19 protein-coding genes are annotated in these 21,856 nt (G+C 65.4%); 17 read left to right on the forward strand and 2 right to left on the reverse strand.

The annotated features are described in order from the left end of the window. The first annotated feature begins 2 nt into the window (after window positions 1-2). The 12 genes from ACZ6DL_RS34440 (at window position 3) to ACZ6DL_RS34495 (ending at window position 13,138) form a co-directional block, all read left to right on the forward strand. The gene (locus ACZ6DL_RS34440; protein WP_466057490.1) at window positions 3-1,709 is read left to right on the forward strand and encodes a class I adenylate-forming enzyme family protein; all 1,707 of its coding nucleotides are present in this window, start codon (window positions 3-5) and stop codon (window positions 1,707-1,709) included. Beyond that, complete coding sequence (locus ACZ6DL_RS34445) at window positions 1,706-3,049, forward strand: aromatic ring-hydroxylating oxygenase subunit alpha (protein WP_466057492.1); 1,344 nt, start codon at window positions 1,706-1,708, stop codon at window positions 3,047-3,049. The genes ACZ6DL_RS34440 and ACZ6DL_RS34445 overlap by 4 nt, the downstream gene beginning before the upstream one ends. Beyond that, window positions 3,046-3,531, forward strand: a complete 486-nt coding sequence (locus ACZ6DL_RS34450) for an aromatic-ring-hydroxylating dioxygenase subunit beta (protein WP_466057494.1) — start codon at window positions 3,046-3,048, stop codon at window positions 3,529-3,531. The genes ACZ6DL_RS34445 and ACZ6DL_RS34450 overlap by 4 nt, the downstream gene beginning before the upstream one ends. Before the next feature lie 11 nt (window positions 3,532-3,542). Then, window positions 3,543-3,794, forward strand: a complete 252-nt coding sequence (locus tag ACZ6DL_RS34455; protein WP_466057496.1) for a hypothetical protein — start codon at window positions 3,543-3,545, stop codon at window positions 3,792-3,794. 1 nt (window position 3,795) lies between these two features. Then, complete coding sequence (locus ACZ6DL_RS34460) at window positions 3,796-5,052, forward strand: acetyl-CoA hydrolase/transferase family protein (protein WP_466057498.1); 1,257 nt, start codon at window positions 3,796-3,798, stop codon at window positions 5,050-5,052. 67 nt (window positions 5,053-5,119) lie between these two features. Continuing rightward, the gene (locus ACZ6DL_RS34465) at window positions 5,120-6,316 is read left to right on the forward strand and encodes an acetyl-CoA C-acetyltransferase (RefSeq protein WP_466057500.1); all 1,197 of its coding nucleotides are present in this window, start codon (window positions 5,120-5,122) and stop codon (window positions 6,314-6,316) included. Next, window positions 6,316-7,680 carry an OB-fold domain-containing protein gene (locus ACZ6DL_RS34470; protein WP_466057502.1) on the forward strand — a complete coding sequence of 455 codons (1,365 nt, stop codon included), beginning with the start codon at window positions 6,316-6,318 and terminating at the stop codon, window positions 7,678-7,680. The genes ACZ6DL_RS34465 and ACZ6DL_RS34470 overlap by 1 nt, the downstream gene beginning before the upstream one ends. Next, window positions 7,677-8,870, forward strand: a complete 1,194-nt coding sequence (locus ACZ6DL_RS34475) for an acetyl-CoA acetyltransferase (protein ID WP_466057504.1) — start codon at window positions 7,677-7,679, stop codon at window positions 8,868-8,870. The genes ACZ6DL_RS34470 and ACZ6DL_RS34475 overlap by 4 nt, the downstream gene beginning before the upstream one ends. Window positions 8,871-8,971: 101 nt before the next feature. After that, a complete protein-coding gene (locus tag ACZ6DL_RS34480; protein WP_466057506.1) occupies window positions 8,972-9,748 on the forward strand; it encodes an enoyl-CoA hydratase/isomerase family protein in 777 nt (258 codons plus the stop codon). An 8-nt stretch (window positions 9,749-9,756) separates the two neighbouring features. After that, window positions 9,757-10,917 (forward strand): acyl-CoA dehydrogenase family protein, encoded by a 1,161-nt coding sequence (locus ACZ6DL_RS34485; RefSeq protein WP_466057507.1) that lies wholly within the window; start codon window positions 9,757-9,759, stop codon window positions 10,915-10,917. A gap of 35 nt (window positions 10,918-10,952) precedes the next feature. Continuing rightward, window positions 10,953-11,816: an SDR family oxidoreductase gene (locus ACZ6DL_RS34490; protein WP_466057509.1), complete on the forward strand. Its 864-nt coding sequence runs from the start codon at window positions 10,953-10,955 to the stop codon at window positions 11,814-11,816. Window positions 11,817-11,830: 14 nt separating this feature from the next. Beyond that, the gene (locus ACZ6DL_RS34495) at window positions 11,831-13,138 is read left to right on the forward strand and encodes a phytoene desaturase family protein (RefSeq protein WP_466057510.1); all 1,308 of its coding nucleotides are present in this window, start codon (window positions 11,831-11,833) and stop codon (window positions 13,136-13,138) included. A 394-nt stretch (window positions 13,139-13,532) separates the two neighbouring features. Here the strand turns inward: ACZ6DL_RS34495 and ACZ6DL_RS34500 are convergent, their stop codons facing one another. Continuing rightward, entirely contained in the window at window positions 13,533-14,087 is a 555-nt protein-coding gene (locus ACZ6DL_RS34500; protein ID WP_466057512.1) for a serine/threonine-protein kinase, read from the reverse strand. 244 nt (window positions 14,088-14,331) lie between these two features. On the opposite strand from ACZ6DL_RS34500, the gene ACZ6DL_RS34505 reads away from it, so the two are divergent. The 3 genes from ACZ6DL_RS34505 (at window position 14,332) to ACZ6DL_RS34515 (ending at window position 18,651) form a co-directional block, all read left to right on the forward strand. Beyond that, window positions 14,332-15,570 (forward strand): NAD(P)/FAD-dependent oxidoreductase, encoded by a 1,239-nt coding sequence (locus ACZ6DL_RS34505; protein ID WP_466057514.1) that lies wholly within the window; start codon window positions 14,332-14,334, stop codon window positions 15,568-15,570. Between the two features lie 486 nt (window positions 15,571-16,056). Next, window positions 16,057-16,941, forward strand: coding sequence for an SDR family oxidoreductase (locus ACZ6DL_RS34510; RefSeq protein ID WP_466057515.1), 885 nt, complete (start codon window positions 16,057-16,059; stop codon window positions 16,939-16,941). Window positions 16,942-17,199: 258 nt separating this feature from the next. After that, entirely contained in the window at window positions 17,200-18,651 is a 1,452-nt protein-coding gene (locus ACZ6DL_RS34515) for a WS/DGAT/MGAT family O-acyltransferase (protein ID WP_466057517.1), read from the forward strand. Between the two features lie 82 nt (window positions 18,652-18,733). Here the strand turns inward: ACZ6DL_RS34515 and ACZ6DL_RS34520 are convergent, their stop codons facing one another. Then, a complete protein-coding gene (locus ACZ6DL_RS34520; RefSeq protein WP_466057518.1) occupies window positions 18,734-19,891 on the reverse strand; it encodes an acyl-CoA dehydrogenase family protein in 1,158 nt (385 codons plus the stop codon). Between the two features lie 77 nt (window positions 19,892-19,968). Between ACZ6DL_RS34520 and ACZ6DL_RS34525 the strand changes: the two genes are divergently transcribed. Further along, window positions 19,969-20,847 (forward strand): HpcH/HpaI aldolase/citrate lyase family protein, encoded by an 879-nt coding sequence (locus ACZ6DL_RS34525; protein WP_466057520.1) that lies wholly within the window; start codon window positions 19,969-19,971, stop codon window positions 20,845-20,847. After that, the gene (locus tag ACZ6DL_RS34530; protein WP_466057521.1) at window positions 20,844-21,830 is read left to right on the forward strand and encodes a MaoC family dehydratase; all 987 of its coding nucleotides are present in this window, start codon (window positions 20,844-20,846) and stop codon (window positions 21,828-21,830) included. The genes ACZ6DL_RS34525 and ACZ6DL_RS34530 overlap by 4 nt, the downstream gene beginning before the upstream one ends. Window positions 21,831-21,856: the final 26 nt, after the last annotated feature.

The raw sequence follows: 21,856 nt of genomic DNA on the forward strand, positions 1-21,856 counted from the left end.
TTATGATTCAGAGTGATTTAGACGTCCGACGGAAGCGGCTCGCGGAGCGGTTCCCGAGCTGGCAACCGCGGTCTCTGGGAGACTGGCTGCTGCATTGCGCAGGCGAATTCGGCGACCGTCCACTGGTCCTGACCGACGAGCGCACGCTCACCTATCGCGAGACTGCGGAACTGGCGACCCGGCTCGCCAACGGGCTGGCTTCGCTCGGTGTCCGGCCCGGGGATCACGTCGGGCTGCTGATGGCGAACTACCCGGAGTTCGTGCCGATGAAATTCGCCATTGCCTTGGCGGGCGCCGTCTCGGTGCCATTGAACTTCCTGTACCGCACCGAGGAACTGGCCTATGTGCTCGAGCAGTCCGAATGCCGGGTTCTCATCACCATGACCGGTTTCGCGGGACTCGACTACCTGCGCATGCTCGATGAGATCGCGCCGGGGTGGGAATCGAAGGAACGCGACTTCTCCAGGCTTCCCAAGCTGAACACGGTCATCCAATTGCCGACCGACGGACGCGAGCGCGCCGGTGTTGCCACCGTCGACGACCTCGCCATGGTCGGCGATCTGCACCCTGGCCATACTTCCGCGGTCCCCGTGGATCCTGCCGGCGTGGGTGACATCCTCTACACGTCCGGGACCACCGGATCACCCAAGGGCGTGCTCATCACCCATGACGCGGTGCTGCGGACCGGCTACGCCTCGGCGCTCACCCGCGCGTTCGGCGACGGGCGCCGCATTCTCTTTTCGCTGCCCTGTTATCACATGTTCGGCTACGTCGAGGGCTTGATCGCGGCCATGATGGTCGGCGGCGCGGTGATCATGTTGCCGTCGTTCGACCCGGCGAAGTATCTCGACGGAATCGAGCGGCACCGCGCCGACGACATCCTTTGTGTTCCGACCATGACTGTCGCGCTGTTGGAGCATCCGGATCGGCATCAATACGACCTGTCCTCGCTGTCGGCGGTGCTGTCCGGCGCGGCGCCCGCACCGGTGTGGCTGTGGGAGCGGGTCCGTGACGAACTCGGCGCCACCGAGATCGTCACCGGCTACGGCATGACCGAATGCGGCGGCGCGATGACCTTGACTCGGCCCGAGGATCCGCTGGAGCTGACCGCCACGACTGCCGGTCGGCCGAAAGCCGCTGGTGTGGCGGGAATCGATAGCGGCGCGCTGGTGGTCTATCGCACTGCCGACCCGGAAACCGGAAGGCTGCTGCCCGAAGGCGAAAAAGGCGAATTGGTGTCCCGCGGCCCGACGAGCATGCTCGGGTTCTGGGGCAAGCCGGAGGAGACCGCCAAGGGGCTTCGCGACGGCTGGGTGTTCTCCGGCGACCTGGGCAGGGTGCGTCCGGACGGCTATCTGGAAATCACCGGCCGCAGCAAGGAGCTCTACAAGAGCGGCGGAGAACTGGTCATGCCCAAGGAGATCGAGGAACTGCTCACCGCTCGGCCGGAGATCAGCCAGGCATATTCGATCGGCGTTCCGGACGAGCGGTGGGGCGATGCGGGTTGTGCGTGCATCGTACGTGCGCCCGGAACCGAGATATCCGCCGAGCAGGTGATCGAGATCTGCAAGGCGAACCTGGCCCGGTTCAAAGTCCCCAAATACGTCCTATTTCTCACCGCAGAGGAGCTTCCCACCACCCCGACCGGGAAGGTGCAGAAGTTCCGTCTCGTGAGTTACGCGAAAGCACGATTGGAGCAACAGAAATGACGGTTACGACACCGCCGGACGCTGTGCGCGAGCCGGACCACAACTCGCTGTGCGAGGCGGACTCGTCGTGTGGGAAAAGTCCGGTCGCCGAACACGCTCCACGCGTCGACTATTCGCGGCTCATTCACCCCGAACGCGTCCACGGCTCGCTCTACACCGATCCGGCCGTCTTCGCCGACGAACTGGAACGCATCTGGTACGGCGGCTGGGTGTTCGTCGGCCACGAGTCCGAGGTGCCGCAGCCGAACGACTACGTGCGCAAGAACATCGGTCCGCAGGACATCATCATGACCCGAGACCGCGCCGGTGCGGTCCACCTGGTCACCAACCGCTGCGCGCACCGCGGCAATCTCGTGTGCGACGAGCCTCGCGGCAACTCGAGTTCCTTCCGTTGCCCTTATCACGGCTGGACCTACAGCAACACCGGTGACATGCTCGGCTACCCGTACAACAAGGGATACGGTGGCAAGGGCAAGCTGGACCTCGGCCTCGGCGTGGTGCCACGGGTCGAGAGCTACCACGGGTTCGTCTTCGGTAGCTTCAACGCCGACGTGCCTCCGCTGCTCGAGCACCTCGGCGCGGCGGCCGGGGAGATCGACCGGCTCGCACGACTCTCGCCTACCGGCAAGATCCGGCTGGACAACGGGTGGCTCAGGCACCGCACCCACGCCAACTGGAAACTTCTCGCCGAGAACGAAACCGACGGCTACCATCCGCAGTTCGTCCACGGCTCCATCTTCTCGGTGACCGGCTCCACCATCGGCCCGCTCTACAGCGACGCCTCCACCGCCGTCACCCGCGCGCTGGGCAATGGGCACAGCGAGAACGACTTGCGCCCGGAATTCCGGAAGTTCGCCGAGCCCATGCGCTGGTTCGGCACCACCGCCGATCGGGTGCCGGAGTACGCGGCCACGATGCGGGAGGTCCACGGCGAGGCGGCCGAGGAGATCATGATCGAGGGCGCTCCGCACGTCATGATCTTCCCCAACCTGTTCATCGCCGAGATTCAGGTGTTCAACATCCAGCCGCTGTCGGCGAACGAGTGCATCCAGTTCGCCACCTCGGTTCAGCTCGACGGCGCGGACGAGCTCAACAAGCGGATGCTGTCGCAGTCCATCGGCTCGGTCGGTCCCGCCGGCATGCTGCTGGCCGACGACACCGAGATGTACGAGCGCAACCAGGTCGGCGTTGCACAGCTGCTGCCCGAATGGCTCGACATCCGCCGCGGCGTGATCCGGGAATCGGTCGACGAGAACGGCTTCCAAATTGGCGGCGCGACCGACGAGACCGCCATGCGGGCGTTCTGGCAGCACTACAAGACCTTGATGGAGAAGCGATGACCGCATCGACCGATATCGATCTGCGTGAGATCGAACAGTTCATCTACCGCGAGGCCCGCCTGGCGGACGAACACGACTACGACGCGTGGGAGGCGCTGTGGACCGACGACGCCCTGTACTGGGTGCCCGTCGACGGCGGCGACTACGACCCCGAACGGCATGTATCGGTGATGTACGACAACCGTCGTCGTATCTCCACCCGGTTGCAGCAGCTGCGCACCGGCAAGCGGTACGCGCAGTCACCGCCGTCGAATCTGCGCCGCACTGTTTCGAACGTCGAACTGCTCGGAGTCGAGGGTGACGAGGTGACGGCGGGCGCGAATTTCGTGCTCTACGAGTCGAAGCCGCGCGGAATTCACACGTGGGCGGGCCGCTACACCTATGTGCTGCGGCGAGCGGGTGGCGAGCTGAAGTTGGTCCGGAAGACCGTAGTGCTCGTCAACAGTGCGGAAGCGATCCCGAGTATGGGTTTCCTGATCTGAGGATTGATGAGATGGGTATTCCAGGGACGAACAACGGGAACGATAGTCGCGGCCGCGAATTCGGCGTGATTCATAGTGAATTCGCACAGGTGCGCGTCGGCGTCGACGAGACGGCGAACGGACCCAGGCTGCGGCTCGAGGACTTGAAGACCGGCCGCGTTCGCTACCTGGACGCCCTCGAACTGGAGACGATCGTCTGGCTGGCAGAGGGGTACATGGAGCGTCTGCTCGACCCGTCCGCCGATCGGTGGCGTGAGGACTGATATGCCGAACGTGATGCCGTCCGGTGCGGTGACCGCGCCGAGCGTCGATTTCCGTGCGCTGATCGAACCAGGCGACTTCGTCGTCTGGGGGCAGTCCTGTGCGGAACCGGTCACGCTCACCGAGCAGCTGCTCGCGCAGCGCGCGGATCTCGGAGGCATCACCTGCTTCCTCGGCATTCCGGCGGCCGACACGGTGAAGACAGAACATGCCGACCATATTCGGTTCATCAGCTACTGCGGTACGGGCAGCAACCGCGCGCTCGCCGCCGCCGGTGCGCTGGAAATCTATCCCGGCCACTACTCGACGCTGCCGGAGTTCGTCTCGCGCGCCGATGTGGTGCTGGTCCAGTGCGCACCGCCGAACGCACAAGGGCGCTACAGCCTGGGTCTGGCCGACGACTACCTCAGCGCCGCCATCGACAACGCGCGGATCGTGATCGCCGAGGTGAACGACCGTGCGCCCGCCACGTCGGGCGATCGTTACCTGACCGGGGACGACATCGATATCGCGATCCAAACCTCGCGCCCGGTGATCGACAGCCCCGTCGCCGCGCCGTCACCGGCGATGACGTCCATCGGTGCACATGTCGCCGGACTCGTACCCGACGGCGCCACGCTGCAATTCGGGATCGGCTCGGTGCCGGAAGCCGTACTCGGCGCGCTCGGTGAGCGCAACGACCTCGGCATCCATTCCGGCATCTTCACCGACGCCGCGGTCGAGCTCGTCGACAGGGGTGTGGTGACCAATTCCCGCAAGACGACCGATCACGGCGTATCCGTCGCCGCGGTACTCATCGGCACGCGACGGTTGTTCGACCACGCGCACCACAACCCCGCGGTGTCGCTGCGGCCGATCGCCTACACTCACGATCCCGAACGCCTTGCCGCGCAACATCGATTCGTCGCCATCAACTCGGCCATCGAAGTCGACCTGACCGGGCAGGTCAACGCCGAAGTGGCCGGCGGCCGGTATGTCGGTGCGGTCGGCGGAGGTGGAGAATTCCTGCGGGCAGCGGCCCGGTCGGACGGCGGAGTGCCGATCATCGCGCTGCCCGCCACAGCGGGCTCGCACAGTCGCATCGTGGATCGCCTGTCCGGACCGGTGAGCATCGCACGCAGCGACGCGGGCATCGTGGTCACCGAATTCGGCGTCGCCGACCTACGCGGACTGCCGCTGTCCGAGCGGCGCGAGCGAATGCTCGCCATCGCGCACCCCGACCATCGCGACGCCCTGCGCGTCGTGGCGAGTCGGTGGTGACTCCGGCCGATGCCGTTGTGTTCTCGAAGCGGGGCGGCACAGTAGAAGTCAGCATTGAGGTGGAATCATGAAGAGAGCGGCTATCGTCAGCCCGCTGCGCACACCCGTCGGAACCTTCGGCGGCACACTGCGGCCCGTCCCCGCCGAGGAACTGGCCGCCCACATCATCAGAGCGGTCGTCGACCGCGCCGGCATCGATCCGGCACGCATCGACGACGTCTCGTTCGCGCAGTCCTACACCAATTCCGAAGCACCCTGTATCGGCCGCTGGGCCGCGCTCGCGGCCGGTCTACCGATCGAGCTGCCGGGCTTCCAAACCGACCGACGCTGTGGTGGTGGGCTGCAAGCCGTCGTCACCGCCGCCATGATGGTGCAAACCGGAGCGGCCGACGTGGTGCTGGCGGGCGGTGTCGAAAGCATGAGCAATATCGAGTACTACACCCAGGACATGCGGTGGGGTTCGCGTTCCGGCAATGTCGCTTTCTATGACCGTCTCGACCGTGGCCGGGAACGTTCCCAGCCGGTGGAGCGGTTCGGACGGATCAGCGGCATGATCGAGACCGCCGAGAATCTCGCGCAGCGGTATTCGATCACCCGTGAGGCAGCTGACGAATTCGCTGCCAGTAGTCACCGAAAGGCCGCTGCCGCTCGGGATTCCGGCAAATTCGACGCCGAGGTGGTGCCCGTCGCGGTGCCCCAGCGTAAAGGCGACCCGATCGAGTTCGGCCGCGACGAGGGCATTCGCGCCGACTCGACACCGGAATCGCTCGGGCGGCTGCGTGCCATCATGCGCGACGGCACCGTGACCGCGGGGAATTCGAGCCAGCAGAACGATGCCGCGGCGGCGTGCCTCGTCGTCGCCGAGGACAAGCTCGACGAGCTCGGGCTCGAACCTCTCGGATTTCTCGTCGGCTGGGCGGCCGCGGGCTGCGAACCCGCCGAGATGGGCATCGGCCCGGTGCCCGCCGTCGAGAAACTCTTCCATCGCACTGGACACAGCTTCGACGACGTCGATCTCGTCGAGCTCAACGAAGCCTTCGCGGTCCAGGTGCTCGCGGTGCTGAAGGGCTGGGGATTCGACGACCACGACCGGCTCAATGTCAACGGCTCCGGCATCTCCCTCGGTCACCCGATCGGCGCCACTGGTGTTCGCATTCTCACCACCATGCTGCACGAGCTCCGCAGACGCGGTGGACGGTACGCCCTGGAATCGATGTGCGTCGGCGGCGGCCAGGGCATGGCGGCACTTTTCGAGGCACCCTGATGACGAACTATGGAATCACCTCGTACGGCACCTATGTGCCCGCACACCGGGTCTCGCTCGCCGATATCGGCGCAACCCTGAACATGAGGGCGGGCAGAGGTGTTCGTGTCGCCGCCGCCTTCGACGAGGACAGCACCACGATGGGTGTCGCGGCTGCCGCGGCCGCGCTCGTCCCGGGCGCTGAACCCGCCGGCCTGTACTTCGCAACCACCACCCCGGCCTACGCCGACAAGGCGAACGTGACAGCGGTCCACGCGGCGCTCGGTCTATCTCCCGAAGTCTTCGCTGCCGACCTGGCCGGTTCCGCACGCAGCGGCATCGCGGCGCTGCTCGCGGGCGCGAACGCCGGTGGTCTAGCGGTGCTGGCGGACCTGCGTATCGGCCGTCCCGGCTCAGCTGACGAGCGCAGCGGGGGAGACGCTGCCGCGGCATTCCTGTTCGGTGCCGACCCGATCGCGCAGATCATCGCCAGATCCTCACTGACCGCCGAATTCCTGGACCGGTGGCGCGATCCCTTCTCGGCTACTGGAGTGCAATGGGAGGAACGTTTCGGTATCGAGCAGTACATGCCGCTGGTCCGTCGCGCGGCCGCCATGGCTCTGACCGGGGCAGGGCTCGCCGATGCGGATCACGTCGTAGTGGTCTCACCCAATCTCACACTCGCCAAACGTGCCGTGAAAGCGGTGGCAGGGAAGCTGACCACCCGGAACTCACCCATCGGCCACGCAGGCACCGCCGACGTCGGGCTTGCTTTGGCTGCTGTCCTGGACGAGGCGGAACCGGGCGAGACGGTGCTGGTGATCTCGGCTGCCGATGGCTGCGATGCCCTCGTGCTCCGGGTCACAGAGCGTATATCGCTTGCACGACAGCCGGTTGCGGTCGCAGCACAACTCGAGCGTGGTGCCCCTGTGCCTTACGCGACCTACCTGAACTGGCGTGGCCTTCTGGACCGCGAACCGCCGCGCCGACCGGAGCCGGACCGTGTGGCCGCCCCGCCGTCGGCCCGAGCCACCCGGTGGAAGTTCGCGTTCACCGGCAGTACCTGCGGCTCCTGCGCGCTCATGCATCTGCCACCGGCTCGAATCTGTAAGCGTTGCGGCGCGATCGACGCCATGATCGATGTGTCGATGGCCCATCGCGAGGGGACGGTCACCACGTTTACCGTCGACCGGCTCGCCTACTCACCGGCCCCGCCCGTGGTGGAGGCGGTCATCGACTTCGACGGTGGCGGACGCTACACCCTCGAGGTAGCCGATGGGGCCGCTGACCAGCTGGCAGTGGGATCCCGAGTACGCACTACCTTCCGTCGCCTGCACAGTGCCGCAGGCGTGCACAACTACTTCTGGAAGGCGCAACTGCAATGAGCAGCAATGGAATTCGTGACAAGGTCGCCATCGTCGCCATGGGTTGCACTCGGTTCGGCGAGCGCTGGGAAAGCTCCGCCGACGACCTGTTGGTCGAGGCCATGGCCGACTGCTTCGACGACAACCCACGACTCGACCGCGGCGACATCGACGCCTACTGGCTCGGCACGCTCGGCACCGGGCAGAGTGGGCTGACCGTCAGCAAGCCGCTCGGCCTGCAACACACACCGGTCACTCGCGTCGAGAATTATTGCGCCAGCGGATCGGAAGCCTTTCGCAACGCCTGCTACGCCGTCGCTTCGGGTGCCTACGACCGCGTCGTGGCCATCGGAGTCGAGAAACTGAAGGACTCGGGCTTCTCGGGCCTGCTCCGCGGCGACCCGCCCAGCGATGGCACGGCCTCGGAGCTGGCCGTGACCGCGCCGGCCGCCTTCTCGCTGCTGGACCCCGCCTACTGCGCCAAGTACGGTGTGGATCCCGCTCTCATGCGTGACGCCATGACTCACGTCGCCTGGAAGAATCACCACAACGGTGCACTGAACCCGAAGGCGCAGTTCCGATCCGAGGTCGCTAAGGAAAAGATCACGGATGCCCCGCTTGTCGCGGGGCGCTTGGGTATCTTCGACTGCTCCGGGGTGTCCGACGGCGCGGCCTGTGCGGTGATCGTCCGCGCCGAGGACGCCCTGAACTACACCGATACGCCGCTGTATGTGAAGGGGCTGTCGCTCACCGCCGGACCCGGCCGGGGAGCCGTCGACTCGGACTACGACTTCACGACGTTTCCCGAGGTGGTGTCGAGCGCCAAGGATGCCTATGCCCAGGCCGGAATCGTCGACCCTCGTGCCGAGATCTCCTTCGCCGAGGTCCACGACTGCTTCACCCCGACCGAGCTCGTCCTCATGGAAGACCTCGGCTTCGCCGACCGCGGGCAGGCATGGAAGGACAGTGTCGCAGGCGATTTCGACCTGGATGGTCGGCTTCCCGTAAACCCCGATGGTGGCCTGAAATCGTTCGGTCATCCCGTCGGCGCCAGCGGCCTGCGCATGCTCTACGAGTGCTGGCTGCAGTTCCGTGGGGAGGCCGGTGAACGTCAGCTGGCGAATCCGCGGATGGCTGTCACGCACAATCTCGGCGGTCGCCCGGGCGCATGCGTCTCGTTCGTCGCCGTGGTGGGTTCCGAGCTCGGCTGAAGCGGTACCCGGAAGCGGCGATACCGTCTGTCCGCCAGGAGTCGTGGCTTGACCTGAAGCCATTTACTAATTTACATTAAATTCGAAAAGGAGGTGCGGCGTTGATTTCGTACGAGGTCGTCGATGATGTCGCCTACGTCAAGCTGGATCGGCCCGAAGCGCGCAATGCCCTCGACAAGACGATGGGGGAGGCGCTGCTCGAAGTGGCGACACGGATCGCCAACGATGATGGGCTGCGGGCGGTGTTGATCACGGGAAACGGTCCGGTATTCAGCGTCGGCGGTGATATCGGTGCGTTCTCCGACGGAGCGGCCGACCTTCCGGACACCCTTACCCGGATGGCGCTGCTCATGCACGAAGCCATCCGGTTGCTGGCCCGGGTGGGCGTGCCGATCGTCACGGCCGTACACGGAGCATGCGCGGGAGGCGCGCTGGGCTTCTTGTATCCCGCCGACATCACGATCGCCGCAGATGGGACCAAGTTCGCGACCGGTTTCGGCCGCATCGGCATCACCGCGGATTCCGGAAACACCTGGTATCTGCCGAAATTCGTCGGAATTCGGCGTGCGAGCGAGATGCTGTTCGAAGACCGGGTCATCGATGCCGACACCGCCGCGGAGTGGGGCCTGATCAACCGTGTGGTCCCTGCCGATCGACTCGAGGCCGCCGCGGAGGCGACAGTTCGCAGGCTCGCCGCCGGTGCGACTCGAGGCTACGCGGAGATGCGCCGCCTGCTGCACAGCTCCTGGACCACGACCCTCGACCACGCGCTGTCGGAGGAAACGGCGGCCCTGCGCCGCATCGCCCACACGGCCGATGCGACCGGCGCCATCGACAGTTTCCTCGCCAAACGGCAGCCGACCTTCACCGGAAAGTGAGACAACCGTTGTCTGCCTATATCACTGATACCGACGAGCACGCACTGCTGCGCGAAAGCGTTGCCAAGCTGACCGCCAAATACGGTCAGGAGTACTTCCTGGAACGCTCTCGGTCGGGAGCCAAGGTCGACGAACTCTGGCGTGACCTCGGTCAGGCGGGCTTGCTCGGTGTGCACCTGCCCGAGGAGTACGGCGGCGGCGGCGCGGGCCTGTCAGAAATGCTCATTGTCATCGAAGAGCTCGCCGCGCAGGGGTTCCCCTTGTTGCTCGCGGTCGTCTCGCCCGCGATCTGCGGTTCGATACTCGCCGCACACGGCTCGGCGGCGATGAAGTCGGAATGGCTGCCCGGCCTCGCCGACGGCACCCGAAAGATGGCCTTCGGGCTGACCGAACCCGACGCCGGTTCCAACAGCCACAACGTGAGCACCACCGCGCGCCGCGACGGCGGAGGCTGGGTGATCTCCGGCGGCAAGTACTTCATCTCGGCCATCGACGAATGCGAAGCGGTCCTGCTGATCACCCGGGACCCGGAGTTCGTCGGCGCCTCGCGATCGCCGCTGTCGATGTTCGTCGTGCCCACCGACGCCCCCGGGCTGACGCTGCAACCGCTGCCGACCGCGGTGGTCTCGCCCGACCATCAATTCACCGTGTTCCTCGATGATGTCCGCGTCGGTCCAGAGGCGTTGATCGGAGAGGCGGGCAACGGTCTGCGGCAGGTGTTCGCCGGGCTGAATCCGGAGCGCATCCTCGCGTCGGGCATCAGCACCGGCATCGGCCGTTACGCGGTCTCCAAGGCTGTGTCCTACGCCCAGAACCGCAAAGTCTGGTCGGTGCCGATCGGCGCGCACCAAGGCATTTCCCACCCGCTCGCCGAGGCGCACATCGCGGTCGAACTCGCTCGCTTGGCGGCGTATCGGGCGGCGGAGCTGTTCGACGCCGGTCGGCCCGCCGCCGAGGCCGCCAATATCGCCAAATTCGCCGCTGCCGACGCCTCGCTGAAGGCCTTGGACCAGGCCATTCAGACCCACGGCGGCAACGGTCTTTCGCTCGAGTACGGCCTGGCCGAGCTCTGGTTCTCCGCACGGCTGCTGAAGACGGCACCGGTGAGTCGGGAGATGGTCCTCAATTTCGTCGCGCAGACCAGCTTGAAGCTGCCGGCGTCCTACTGAACTACTGCCGTGAAAAGTCGAGGGAGACAGAATAAATGCCCGGAGTAACCGATCGTGCCATCGTCGTCACCGGAGCCGGTGGCGGACTCGGCCGCGAATACGCGCTGCTGCTGGCCGAAGAGGGCGCCCAGGTCGTGGTGAACGACCTCGGCGGCGCGCGAGACGGCTCCGGCGCCGGCACCTCGATGGCCGACGCCGTAGTCCAGGAAATCCGCGACGCCGGCGGCACGGCGGTCGCCAACTACGACAACATCGGCACCGAGGAAGGCGCGGCCAATCTGATCAAGACCGCCGTCGACAACTTCGGCACCGTGCACGGCGTCATCCACAACGCGGGCATCCTGCGCGACGGCTCGTTCGCGAAGATGACCGCCGACAATTGGGAATCCGTGCAGAAGGTGCACCTGTGGGGCGGCTACTACGTCACCCGCGCCGCCTGGCCGTATTTCCGCGAGCAGAACCACGGCCGCATCGTCGTCGCCGCCTCCACCAGCGGCCTGTTCGGCAACTTCGGCCAGGCCAATTACGGTGCCGCGAAACTCGGCCTGGTCGGCCTGATCAACACCCTCGCCATCGAGGGCGCCCGCAACAACATCCTCGCCAATGCCATCGCACCGCTGGCCGCGACCCGAATGACCGAGGACATCGCGCCCAAGGAGCTGCTCGACAAGTTGCCGCCCGCCCATGTGGCCGGAGTTGTCGGGTACCTGATGAGCGATGAATGCGCGGACACCGCAACGGTCGTCGTCGCGGGCGGCGGCCGGGTGTACCGGGTGCAGCAATTCCAGAGCAAGGGCGCTGTCTTCGCCGCCCCGCCGAGCATCGATGAGGTCGCGGCGCAATGGAGCCAGATCACCGACATGTCGGGCGCGGAGCCCGGCGCCAACCCGCTCGGCTGAAACGAGGATCAATTATGAGCGAGAACAACTGGGACGCCCTGGTCATCGGCGCCGGCGCCGGCGGGCTGCTCGCCGGTGCGCGACTGTCGCACCTGGGCTACAAGACCCTCGTCGTCGAACGTCTGGACAAGGTCGGCGGCCGGGCCTCCACCGATGAGGTCGACGGCTTCAAGGTCAACAACGGTGCCATCGTCATCGAACTCGGCGGGATCACCGAGGAGACCTTCGACGAGGTCGGCGCGAAGTTCGACATCCGCAAACCGGAACCCCCGATCCTGTATCGCATCGGCGGCAAGGATGTCGACGTCACTGGTGGCGGCTGGGGATTCCTGCTGTCCAAACTGACCCGCCAAGGTGCGAAGCTGGTCAAGGGCCTGGGCGCGGCGCGCAACGACAGCGGCCTGCCGGAGGGCGAACTGTCCACCGCCGACTGGGTGTCCAAATACACCAAGAACGAATCCGTGCACGGCATCTTCCGCAATATGTGCGGATCGGTGTTCGCGGTCGGATCCGAGGAACTGCCCGCTCGGGTATTCCTCACCTACTTCACTCGCAAGAGCGCGTTCAAGAAGTTCGGTTTCTGCCCGGAGGGCACCATCGGTGTGTGGAAGTCACTGGCCGAAGTGGTCGAGGGCAATGGCGGCGCGGTGTGGCTGGACAGCGAGGTGACCTCGCTGACCCTGAGCGAAGGTCGGATCACGGGCGCAGTGATCAAGCGCGGCGGTGAAACCCTCGAAGTGACAAGCCGTTTCACGGTCAGCGATATCGGTCCCTTCGCCACCCTGGATTTGGTCGGTCGCGACAACCTGCCCGCCGACTATGTCACACAGGTCGACAAGGCCAACCGGCCGTCCGCCATGATCTCGGTGAACTTCGCCAGTCGCCGGCCGCTCGTGCAGGCGCCGGGGCTCACCAGCTTCGCGCAGAGCCGCCGCCTCTGCTACATCGCGAACTTCACCGCGTTGTGCCCCGAGATGGCACCCGAGGGATGGCACCTCTACCAGGGCACCGCGGTCCCGAAGCCGGCCGTGGGCGATTTCGACGAACAGGCCGAAACCGAACTGCTGCTGCAGGATCTGCGGGACGAAGTCCCGGGTTTCGACGAGGCGCGCATCCTGTCGATCAACGTCACTCGTGACGGCTGGCCGCCGCAGCGCGCGGTCGCCGGTTACGACCTGCCGCACACCACGCCGATCCCGAACCTGTGGAACGTTGGCGATGCGGTCAAGGAGTACGCGAACGGCGGCACCACCGCGTGCGCCGAAACCGCCAAGATCGTCGTCGACAAGATTCGAGACCAGTTCCCGGTCGCGTCGGCGTAACTACACGACGCGACGTGCGGCCGCCGCGACCCGGCGGGCGCGCGTACCGAGACGGCCGCAATCGGTGGCATTCCACCGAGATCCAGGCAGCGGCACGACGGAATAGGCCGTGGGCAAAGAGAACCATACGCCCACGGCCTATTCACGTCGCTCGGCCTACCCCCTCGACGCAGTTCCGTGGGGATCGAGACCATCATGAAGTACGCAGGTCAGGCCGATGTGCCGGAGTCCGGTGCCGCGCTCGCCATGCGGATCGGCTGCGCGTCCTCGTCACGGATCAACCGGATCAATCCCAGTTCTTCGCACCGCGCCTCGAGCCGGGCCAATATCTTCTGCGCCGGGTCGTGCTTGCCCGCAGCCCATAGGCAGCGGGCAAGCCAAATCTCCGCTGTGATCAGTGCGCGTGCCCCGGCCGCGCTCGGTCAGCGTCTGAACCAACGCTTCGGCTTTCGCGACGAGTAGCGGTTCTCTGCGAGACGACATCGGTCACCCCGCCGGTGCCCGTCTCGAATCCACCCGCGCCGTGTGCGATGCCGAAGTCGCAGAGCTGCGGTTCCCCGTAGCCGGTGATCAGGATGTTCGCGGGCTTCACGTCGCGGTGCAGAATGCCGTTGCGATGCGCCGTCTCCAGCGCACCTGCGAGTTTCACAACCAGCCGCACACCGTCGGAGAGCGAGAGTGGCCCGGAAGCTTCGAGGATTTCGGACAACGAACCACGTGCGTGATAGGGCATCGCGAGATACAGCCGGCCGGTCGCGGTGACGTCGGCATGTAACACCGTAACGATATTGGGGTGGCCGGACAGTTTGCCGAGGCTGCGCTGTTCGCGCAGGAATCTCTCCAGGTCATTGATGCCTGAGCCAACTCTGAGCACCTTGACGGCCACCAGCCGATCGAGGGCCCGCTCGAGACAGCGATACACCGTGCCGAAGCCGCCACGCCCGATCACCTCGGCGCCCTCGAAACCTTAGGCGTCCAGTTCCGCTTCGACTCCGGCTGCCGAGTGCCGCTGGGTACTCGCGGGATCGTCGACGGTGCTCATGAATCGTCCTCGACACGGTCTTCTCGTGGATCAAGGATACGACCGCTGGCAACCGGATGGCAGCCGCTGAAGCGGACACACCTGTTGACCGGCGCCAGTATTCTAATTTAATCTCAATTAAAGCAGTCGTCGGGAGTGGAAGGTAGGCGAGTTGACCAAGGAGAACTTCGTAGTGGTCGGAGCGTCCCTCGCCGGCTTGCGAGCGGTGGAAGCCGCCCGCAAAGCGGGCTTCGAGGGAGCCGTCACGCTGATCGGGGCCGAAAAGCACCTACCGTACGACCGGCCGCCCCTGTCGAAGGCGTACTTGGAGCAACTGCCGGACGGTGCGGGCCCCGCCTCGACGATCTTCCGTACCGAAGAAGTCCTGCGGGAGGAACTCGGGGTCGAACTCGAACTCGGCGCGCCCGCTACCAGCTTGGATGCCGAGCGAAAGCAAGTGTTGGTCGGTGGGCGTGCGGTGTCTTACGACGCGCTCGTGATCGCGACGGGCGCCGACGCGCGCACACTGCCCGGAGCGGAAGGCTTGAGCGGCGTACACACCCTGCGAACCCTTGATGACGCGATCGCCATTCGGCAAGCCCTCGAAGCGGGCGCGCGGACCGTCGTCGTCGGAGCCGGCTTCATCGGTTCGGAAGTAGCCGCCGGTGCGCGCAAGCGTGGGCTCGATGTCACCATTCTCGAGGCACTGCCCACTCCGCTGGTCCGGGCCGTCGGCGATCGAATGGGTGCGGCGTGTGCTGCTCTGCATGAGCGAAACGGCACCCCCCTGCGCTGTGGCGTCGGTGTGACGGGTCTGGAAGGAGATGGTCGTGTCGAGCGCGTGCTGCTGAGCGACGGCACCGCGATCGAGGCCGACCTGGTGGTCGTCGGGATCGGTGCGATTCCTGCGACTGGTTGGCTCGAGGGCTCGGGTCTGCGTCTGGACAACGGTGTCGTCTGCGACGCGGCACTGTGGACCGGCGTCGACGGGGTGTACGCCGCCGGCGATGTCGCGCGCTGGCACAACCCGCTGTTCGACCGGCTGATGAGGCTGGAGCACTGGACCAGCGCGGCCGAACAAGGTGCCCTCGCCGCGCGAAACGCATTGGACCCGGAGTCCGCCAGGCCGTATCAGACGGTGCCGTACTTCTGGTCCGATTGGTACGACAGTCGGATCCAGTTCGTCGGTGTGCCTACCGCCGACGAGATTCGGGTAGTCGACGGTGATCTGGACGCCGATGAGCGGTGGGTCGCGCTGTACCGTGAGGGTGATCGGCTCGCGGGGGCGCTCACCTTGAACGGTCAGAACGTCATCATGAAGTACCGCGCACTGCTCATGAAGAAGGCCGGCTGGGACGAGGCTCTTGCCTTCGCTGCGTCCCGGCGTACGAGTCCGGTTTCGAGTTCATGACCGTCATCGGATGTCACGTCGATTGAGCGCGTCGGGCGCCTGGGACAGGGCGGAGGTCAGCGGGATGGGCGGCGGATTTCGGACGCCTGCGGTGTCGCTCATACGCCAGCCGTTCTTTCGCGTGGAGATTCGGTTCGACTCTGTGGCGGGGGAGATGCGGCTGGAGTACGCGGCCACGGCCGCGGAAGCCCGTCATTTTGCCGCTGCCATGCTCCGGCGTGGCTATCGCGTGCTGGTAGACGGGAGGGTTCGACGGGGGTTGCGGCCATTGCCGTGCCGCAACCTCTGGCAGTACGCCTGATGGGGGATGTTGCACCACTGCCTGGATCTGGTAACGCGTTCGGGCTAGATTTTAATCTATCTTCCAATATAGTTGTTGCGACGGCTGCTCGATGCACGGCAGCGCCACTACACAGGCCGTCGCGGCGCGACGGGACTCGAGCCGTTGAACTCGCGGCTGACGACCTCCAACGAAGTAGGTAGGGAATGAAAGAATCGCAACTGAACCGCCGGATCGAAGGTCGCGTCGTGGCCATCACGGGTGCGGCGCGTGGAATCGGCTTGGCGACCGCGAAGGAGCTGCATCACCGTGGCGCCAAAGTCGTGATCGGTGATATCGACGGCGATGCCGTCTTGCGGGCGGCCGCCGAGATCGGCCCGACCGTCGAGGCCGTACGGGTCGACATCACTGATGAGCAGTCGTTCGGCGCGTTCCTCGCCAAGGCGGAGGAGCGCTTCGGTCCGCTCGACATCTTGATCAACAATGCCGGGATCATGCCGATCGGGCCTTTTCTCGAGGAGTCGACGTCGTTGTCGAAGCGGGTGCTCGATATCAACGTGGTGGGCCCGATGATCGGCATGCGAGCGGCGCTTCCCGGCATGATTTCGCGCGGCCGGGGCCATATCGTCAACGTTGCTTCCATGGCCGGCACGGCACCGGTTCCCGGCGGTCTGAGCTACGGAGCCAGTAAGGCCGCGGTGATCTCCATGACGGAGACGGCGCGCGTGGAGTTCGCGAAGTCCGGTGTGTCCTTCACTTGCGTCCTGCCTTCGTTCACCAATACTGATCTGATCGCTGGTACGACCGGGACGAAGTTCGTTCGCAATCTAGAGCCCGAAGAGGTCGCCGCGGGTATCGTCGGCGCGATCGCGGCACGCAAACCGGACGTCTACCTGCCCGGGATCCTTGGTCCGGTGGCGCGGCTGCAGCCCGTCTTCGGTCGTCGAATGCGGGATTTCATGAACCATCTGCTGAAGGCGGACACGACGTTCCTGACGGTCGACAAGTCGGCTCGGAGCGGATACGACGCGCGAATCAACGGTGCGCCTGCGGCGCCGAAATCCGCGCCGGTGCGAGCAGCGCGCAAGTAGCCAATCGATCGGTCCCGGTTACGGCATGGGTGGTCTCTCCCTGGGGTCACCCATTTTCGTGCCCACTCGGGGATTTCGAAGGTGCTGGTGGCGGATATTGCTATGTAGAGCGCCACATAGTACCTCGATGTCGAACGAGAGCATCAATTTAACATATATTAGATTCCACTGGAGACCGGGGGCGAGTCCGCGCTTCTCCAGCAAGGGCATTCAACGACGAACGCCATCCATCCGTTCCAATTGATTGAGAACAGGTAGATGACGAAAACCTTCCTGAACCTCTTTGACGCCGCGTGGTTCTTCGCGGAAAGGGGTGACGCGCCTGCTCATTTCGGCCCGCTGATCATCCTGTCGCCGCCGCAGGCGGCAGCCCCGACGTACGTGGCAGATCTTGTCGCGCAGTGGCGTGAGAGCAAAAGCTTCGCATCGCCGTTCGATTACGTGCTGCGTAAGAGGCCGATTCCGTGCTGGTCAGCGGTATCTGATCAAGACGTAGATCTCGACTACCATTTGCGCCACGTCGCGTTGCCTGCCCCGGGTGGGGAGCGGGAGCTGGGCGTACTGATCTCGCATTTGCACTCCATCCCGCTGGATAGGCGTCGGCCGCTGTGGGAATGCCACGTGATCGAGGGGCTCGAGCACGGCCGGTTCGCGATCTACCTCAAGCTCCATCACGGGCAACTCGACGGTGTCGCGGCCGCGCGCCTCATAGGCCGGATCTTCACGACCGATCCGGATGCTCGCGATCTGCTGCCCCCGTGGAGCGCGGGCATCCGCGGTAATGGTCCCGCGCGACGGCCTGTCGCCGTCGAAACGGCCGGGACCGCAATGTCGGCGTTGGGTAGATTCGGTGTTGTCGGGAGGTTCTGTCTCGCAACGAGTTCCCTGGCGGTGGCGGTGCGGGCGATAGGTGCGATGGCCGTCGCTGTGCGCTCGGACCGGACCGGCGATCTGACTCGCCCGTTCCAGGCTGCGAGGACCCTGTTCAATCAGCGCATCGGAGGCCAGCGGAGGTTCGCTACCCAGCACTACGAGCTGGCGCGGTTCCAGCGCGTGGCCAAGGCCGCGAACGTCACCGTCAATGATGTCTTTCTGACCGCCTTCGGCGGAGCGTTGCAGAGATACCTCGGTGAATTGAACGCCGTGCCCGACGGCCCGATAGTCGGTCAGATCCCGGTGAACGTGCGTGAACTGAACGCCGAGTCGATGGGGAACGCGCTGGCCTTCGTCTTCGCACGGCTGCGCACCGATATTGTTGATCCGGTCGTTCGATTGCGGGCCGTGCATCGGTCCACGGTGGCAGCCAAAAGTTTTCACCGGGCGCTGCCGCCGTCGGCGGTGACGCCTTTCACGATGTTGCTTTTGGGCCCGCAAATGGCGATGCTGCTGCTCGGCCTCGGCGGGTACGGCCGCCCGGCCGCGAATCTGGTCATCTCGAATGTGCCCGGTCCTGTCGAACGCTTGTACTTCAACGGCGCAAGGGTCGAGGAGATCTACGGCCCGTCCGTGGTCTTTCACGGGCAGGCGCTGAATGTGACGATGTCGAGCTACGCTGGTAAAGCCGTTATCAGTCTCACCGCTTGCAGCAGGTCGCTGCCGCATGTGCAGCGGCTAGCGGTCTACATGGCAGGGGCGCTCGAGGAGATCGAGCAGGCGCTCGGCCTCGAGTATTCATCCGAACCTGTTGTACCACAGGGCGATTCCGAGTAGTTGTTGGGCGTGTGTGCCGTAACGAAAGGGCCGGTGCGGGCGAGTCGAGTCGCCCGCACCGGCCGTTCCAGTCTTGCGGTCCTTATCGGCTGAGACCGCCGCGGGCGATGAGCTGCGATGTGATGACGTTGCGCTGAATCTCGTTCGTGCCCTCGCCTACGATCATCAGCGGCGCGTCGCGGAAATACCGTTCGACGTCGTATTCGGTCGAATAGCCGTAGCCGCCGTGGATGCGCACCGCGTTGAGCGCGATCTCCATGGCGACTTCGGAGGCGTAGTACTTGGCCATACCCGCTTCCATATCGCATCGCTCGCCGGCGTCGAAGCGGCGTGCGGCGTGCAAGACCAGCTGTCGTGCGGCGGTGAGCTTGGTGGCCATCTCGGCCAGGTAGGTGCCGATGGCCTGGTGCCGCCAGATCGGCACGCCGAAGCTCTCACGCTGCTGTGCATAGGCGAATGCGTCGTCGAAAGCTGCCTGGGCGACTCCGAGGGCACGCGATGCCACCTGAATACGACCTGTTTCCAGGCCCTTCATCATCTGAGCGAAACCCTTGCCCTCGACGCCGCCGAGCACGGCGTCCGCGGGTGCGTGGTAGCCGTCGAAGACGAGTTCACAGCTCTCGACGCCTTTGTAGCCGAGCTTGGGCAGATCGCGCGAAACGGTCAGGCCGGGGCCGTGTTCGACGAGCAGGATGCTGATGCCCTCGTGGCGCGGCTGGGCAGTGGGGTCGGTCTTGCACAGCAGTGCGATCAATTGCGACCTGCGTGCGTTGCTGATCCAGGTCTTGGCGCCGTTGATCGTGTAGCCGTCCAGGTCGCGCTTGGCGACAGTGGTCATGGCTTGCAGGTCGGAACCGCCGCCCGGCTCGGTGAGAGCCATTGTCGCCCGGATCTCGCCGGTGGCCATCTTCGGCAGATACCGCTGCTTTTGTTCCTCCGTGCCGAAGGCGAGGATCAGCTTGGAAACGACCGTGTGGCCACCCATCGCGCCCGCCAGGCTCATCCAGCCGCGGGCGAGTTCCTCGGTCACCCCTACGTAGCACGGCATGGATACCGGCGCGTCGCCGTAGGGCTCCGGGATGGCCAGGCCGTAGATGCCGAGCTGCTTCATCTGCTCGATCAGTTTTTCCGGGTACTCGTTGGCGTGCTCGAGGTCGCGAGCAACGGGTCGGACCTCTCGGTCCACCCATTCGCGCACCGTCGCCACTACCTGCTGTTCCTCGGCGGACAGCTCGCTCACCGTTGACTCCTCGTTGGGCTCGGACAACTACCGATATACTTTAACATAGATTAAAAACTGTGAAAGGTGGTTGTGTGATGACGGTACGTCCACCGCGGAGGTCGGTCCTTTGCGTGCCAGGGGGCGACGAGCACAAGATCCGCAAGGCCTTGGTGTCCGGCGCCGACCAGGTGGTCATCGATCTGGAAGATGCGGTGCCGCCCGCGGACAAGGATCGCGCGCGGTCGCTGCTGGGTGCGGTCACCTGGGGAGACTTCGCGCAGGTGCCTTCCATCGCGGTCCGGGTCAACGCGCCGCGAAGCCGCTGGTGCCATCTCGATATCGACGCGGTTGTACGGTCCACGATTCCCGCGAGCTCCATTGTGCTGCCCAAGGTCGAGTCGCCGGGGGATCTCGAGTTCGCCGATCGTCTACTCGATGGCGTCGAGGCCGACGGCGGGGGCGCCGCCCCGCTCGCCGTGGAAGCGCTCATCGAAACCGCTGACGGGCTGAGCCGGATCGACCAGATCGCCTCGGCTACCCCCCGGCTATCCGCGCTGATCACCGGATACGCGGATCTTGCTGCGTCGCTGGGCAGGGCCGCGGGCCTGGACCCAACGCTCTGGCTCGCGGTGCAGGACAGGGTGATCACTGCCGCACGAACGAATCATCTGGATGCGGTGGACGGCCCATATCTCGGCGTCGCGCTCGACCACGGTTTCGAGGCGGCGGTCAGTCATGCCGCGCGGATCGGTTTCGACGCCAAGTGGGCGATTCATCCCCGACAAGTGGACACCATCGAACGTGCGTTCGCGCCCTCCAGTGAGCAGGTGCGGCACGCGCGGCGCGTGGTGGATGCACTGGCAGCGGCCCACGACGGCGGCCGCGGTGCGGTGGAACTCGACGGTCAGATGATCGATGAAGCGGTCGCGGTGGCGGCTCGTCGAACCCTGCTGAAGATCGGAGTTTCGCTGTGAAGGCGGAAGGGCCTTACTTCGAGGAGCTGGAACTCGGACAGGTATTCGACGCTGCGCCCTCGGTCACCTTGTCGGATGGTCTCGCAGCGGTCCACCAGTCGGTGGTCGGCGATCGGCTACGGCTTCCGCTCGACTACGGCCTTTCGGCGGCTGTGACCGGTGCCCCGGGCCTGGCGCACCCGGCCCTGGTGTGGGACGTAGCGATCGGTCAGTCCACGGTGGTCACTCACCATGTCAAAGCCAATCTGTTCTATCGGGGGTTGGTCTTCCGGCGCATGCCGCATCTGGGAGACACCCTCACCACCACGACCGCGGTCGAAGGGCTGCGACAGAATCGGCGTCGACCCGATCGCGCTCCGACGGGATTGGTGGCTTTACGAATTCGGACTGTCGACCAGCACGACCGCGATGTCCTCGATTTCTGGCGCTGCGCCATGCTGCCGCTGCGCGCAGACCACGACACCGGACGCGCGGACGATCTGAACGGTATCGGCTCCGGTGCCGACCTCGATTGGACTGCGGCGGTGCGTGAATGGGATTCGAATGCGCTGGCGGAGATGCGGGGTGCAGGCGACCCCGTTCCAGAAGCCGGACAGCAGTTCGAGGTGATCGGCGGTGACGTGGTCGATGCGGCCCCGCGGCTCGCCCGAATCAGCCTGAACATCGCTCGAGTGCACCACGACGAACATGCGGCAGGCGGTCGCCGACTCGTCTACGGCGGCCACACCATAGGAATCGCTTTGTCGCAGGCCTCGCGGGCCTTCCCGAATCTGGCGACGGTGGTCGGCTGGCACGGTTGCGACCACGTCGGTCCGGTTCACGAAGGCGATACACTGCACAGTCTGATCACCGTCGAAGAGGTGGTTCCGACCAGCGTCGGCGCTCACCTGGTACATCTTCGATCGGAGGTTTTCGCCGGCGGCCCGGCGGTCGATCGCGACCGGCCGGTTCTAGATTGGCGCTACATGGCCCTTCTCGCGTGACTTTTCCTTCAGTTCGCTGAGCAGGC

It is taken from the genome of Nocardia sp. NPDC041819 (genome assembly GCF_055590505.1).

What these genes read in the sequence shown, in the direction of transcription:
- ACZ6DL_RS34440 (WP_466057490.1), top strand. Translation starts at nt 3, where the DNA reads ATGATTCAGAGTGATTTAGACGTCCGACGGAAGCGGCTCGCGGAGCGG.
- ACZ6DL_RS34445 (WP_466057492.1), top strand. Translation starts at nt 1,706, where the DNA reads ATGACGGTTACGACACCGCCGGACGCTGTGCGCGAGCCGGACCACAAC.
- ACZ6DL_RS34450 (WP_466057494.1), top strand. Translation starts at nt 3,046, where the DNA reads ATGACCGCATCGACCGATATCGATCTGCGTGAGATCGAACAGTTCATC.
- ACZ6DL_RS34455 (WP_466057496.1), top strand. Translation starts at nt 3,543, where the DNA reads ATGGGTATTCCAGGGACGAACAACGGGAACGATAGTCGCGGCCGCGAA.
- ACZ6DL_RS34460 (WP_466057498.1), top strand. Translation starts at nt 3,796, where the DNA reads ATGCCGAACGTGATGCCGTCCGGTGCGGTGACCGCGCCGAGCGTCGAT.
- ACZ6DL_RS34465 (WP_466057500.1), top strand. Translation starts at nt 5,120, where the DNA reads ATGAAGAGAGCGGCTATCGTCAGCCCGCTGCGCACACCCGTCGGAACC.
- ACZ6DL_RS34470 (WP_466057502.1), top strand. Translation starts at nt 6,316, where the DNA reads ATGACGAACTATGGAATCACCTCGTACGGCACCTATGTGCCCGCACAC.
- ACZ6DL_RS34475 (WP_466057504.1), top strand. Translation starts at nt 7,677, where the DNA reads ATGAGCAGCAATGGAATTCGTGACAAGGTCGCCATCGTCGCCATGGGT.
- ACZ6DL_RS34490 (WP_466057509.1), top strand. Translation starts at nt 10,953, where the DNA reads ATGCCCGGAGTAACCGATCGTGCCATCGTCGTCACCGGAGCCGGTGGC.
- ACZ6DL_RS34495 (WP_466057510.1), top strand. Translation starts at nt 11,831, where the DNA reads ATGAGCGAGAACAACTGGGACGCCCTGGTCATCGGCGCCGGCGCCGGC.
- ACZ6DL_RS34510 (WP_466057515.1), top strand. Translation starts at nt 16,057, where the DNA reads ATGAAAGAATCGCAACTGAACCGCCGGATCGAAGGTCGCGTCGTGGCC.
- ACZ6DL_RS34515 (WP_466057517.1), top strand. Translation starts at nt 17,200, where the DNA reads ATGACGAAAACCTTCCTGAACCTCTTTGACGCCGCGTGGTTCTTCGCG.
- ACZ6DL_RS34525 (WP_466057520.1), top strand. Translation starts at nt 19,969, where the DNA reads ATGACGGTACGTCCACCGCGGAGGTCGGTCCTTTGCGTGCCAGGGGGC.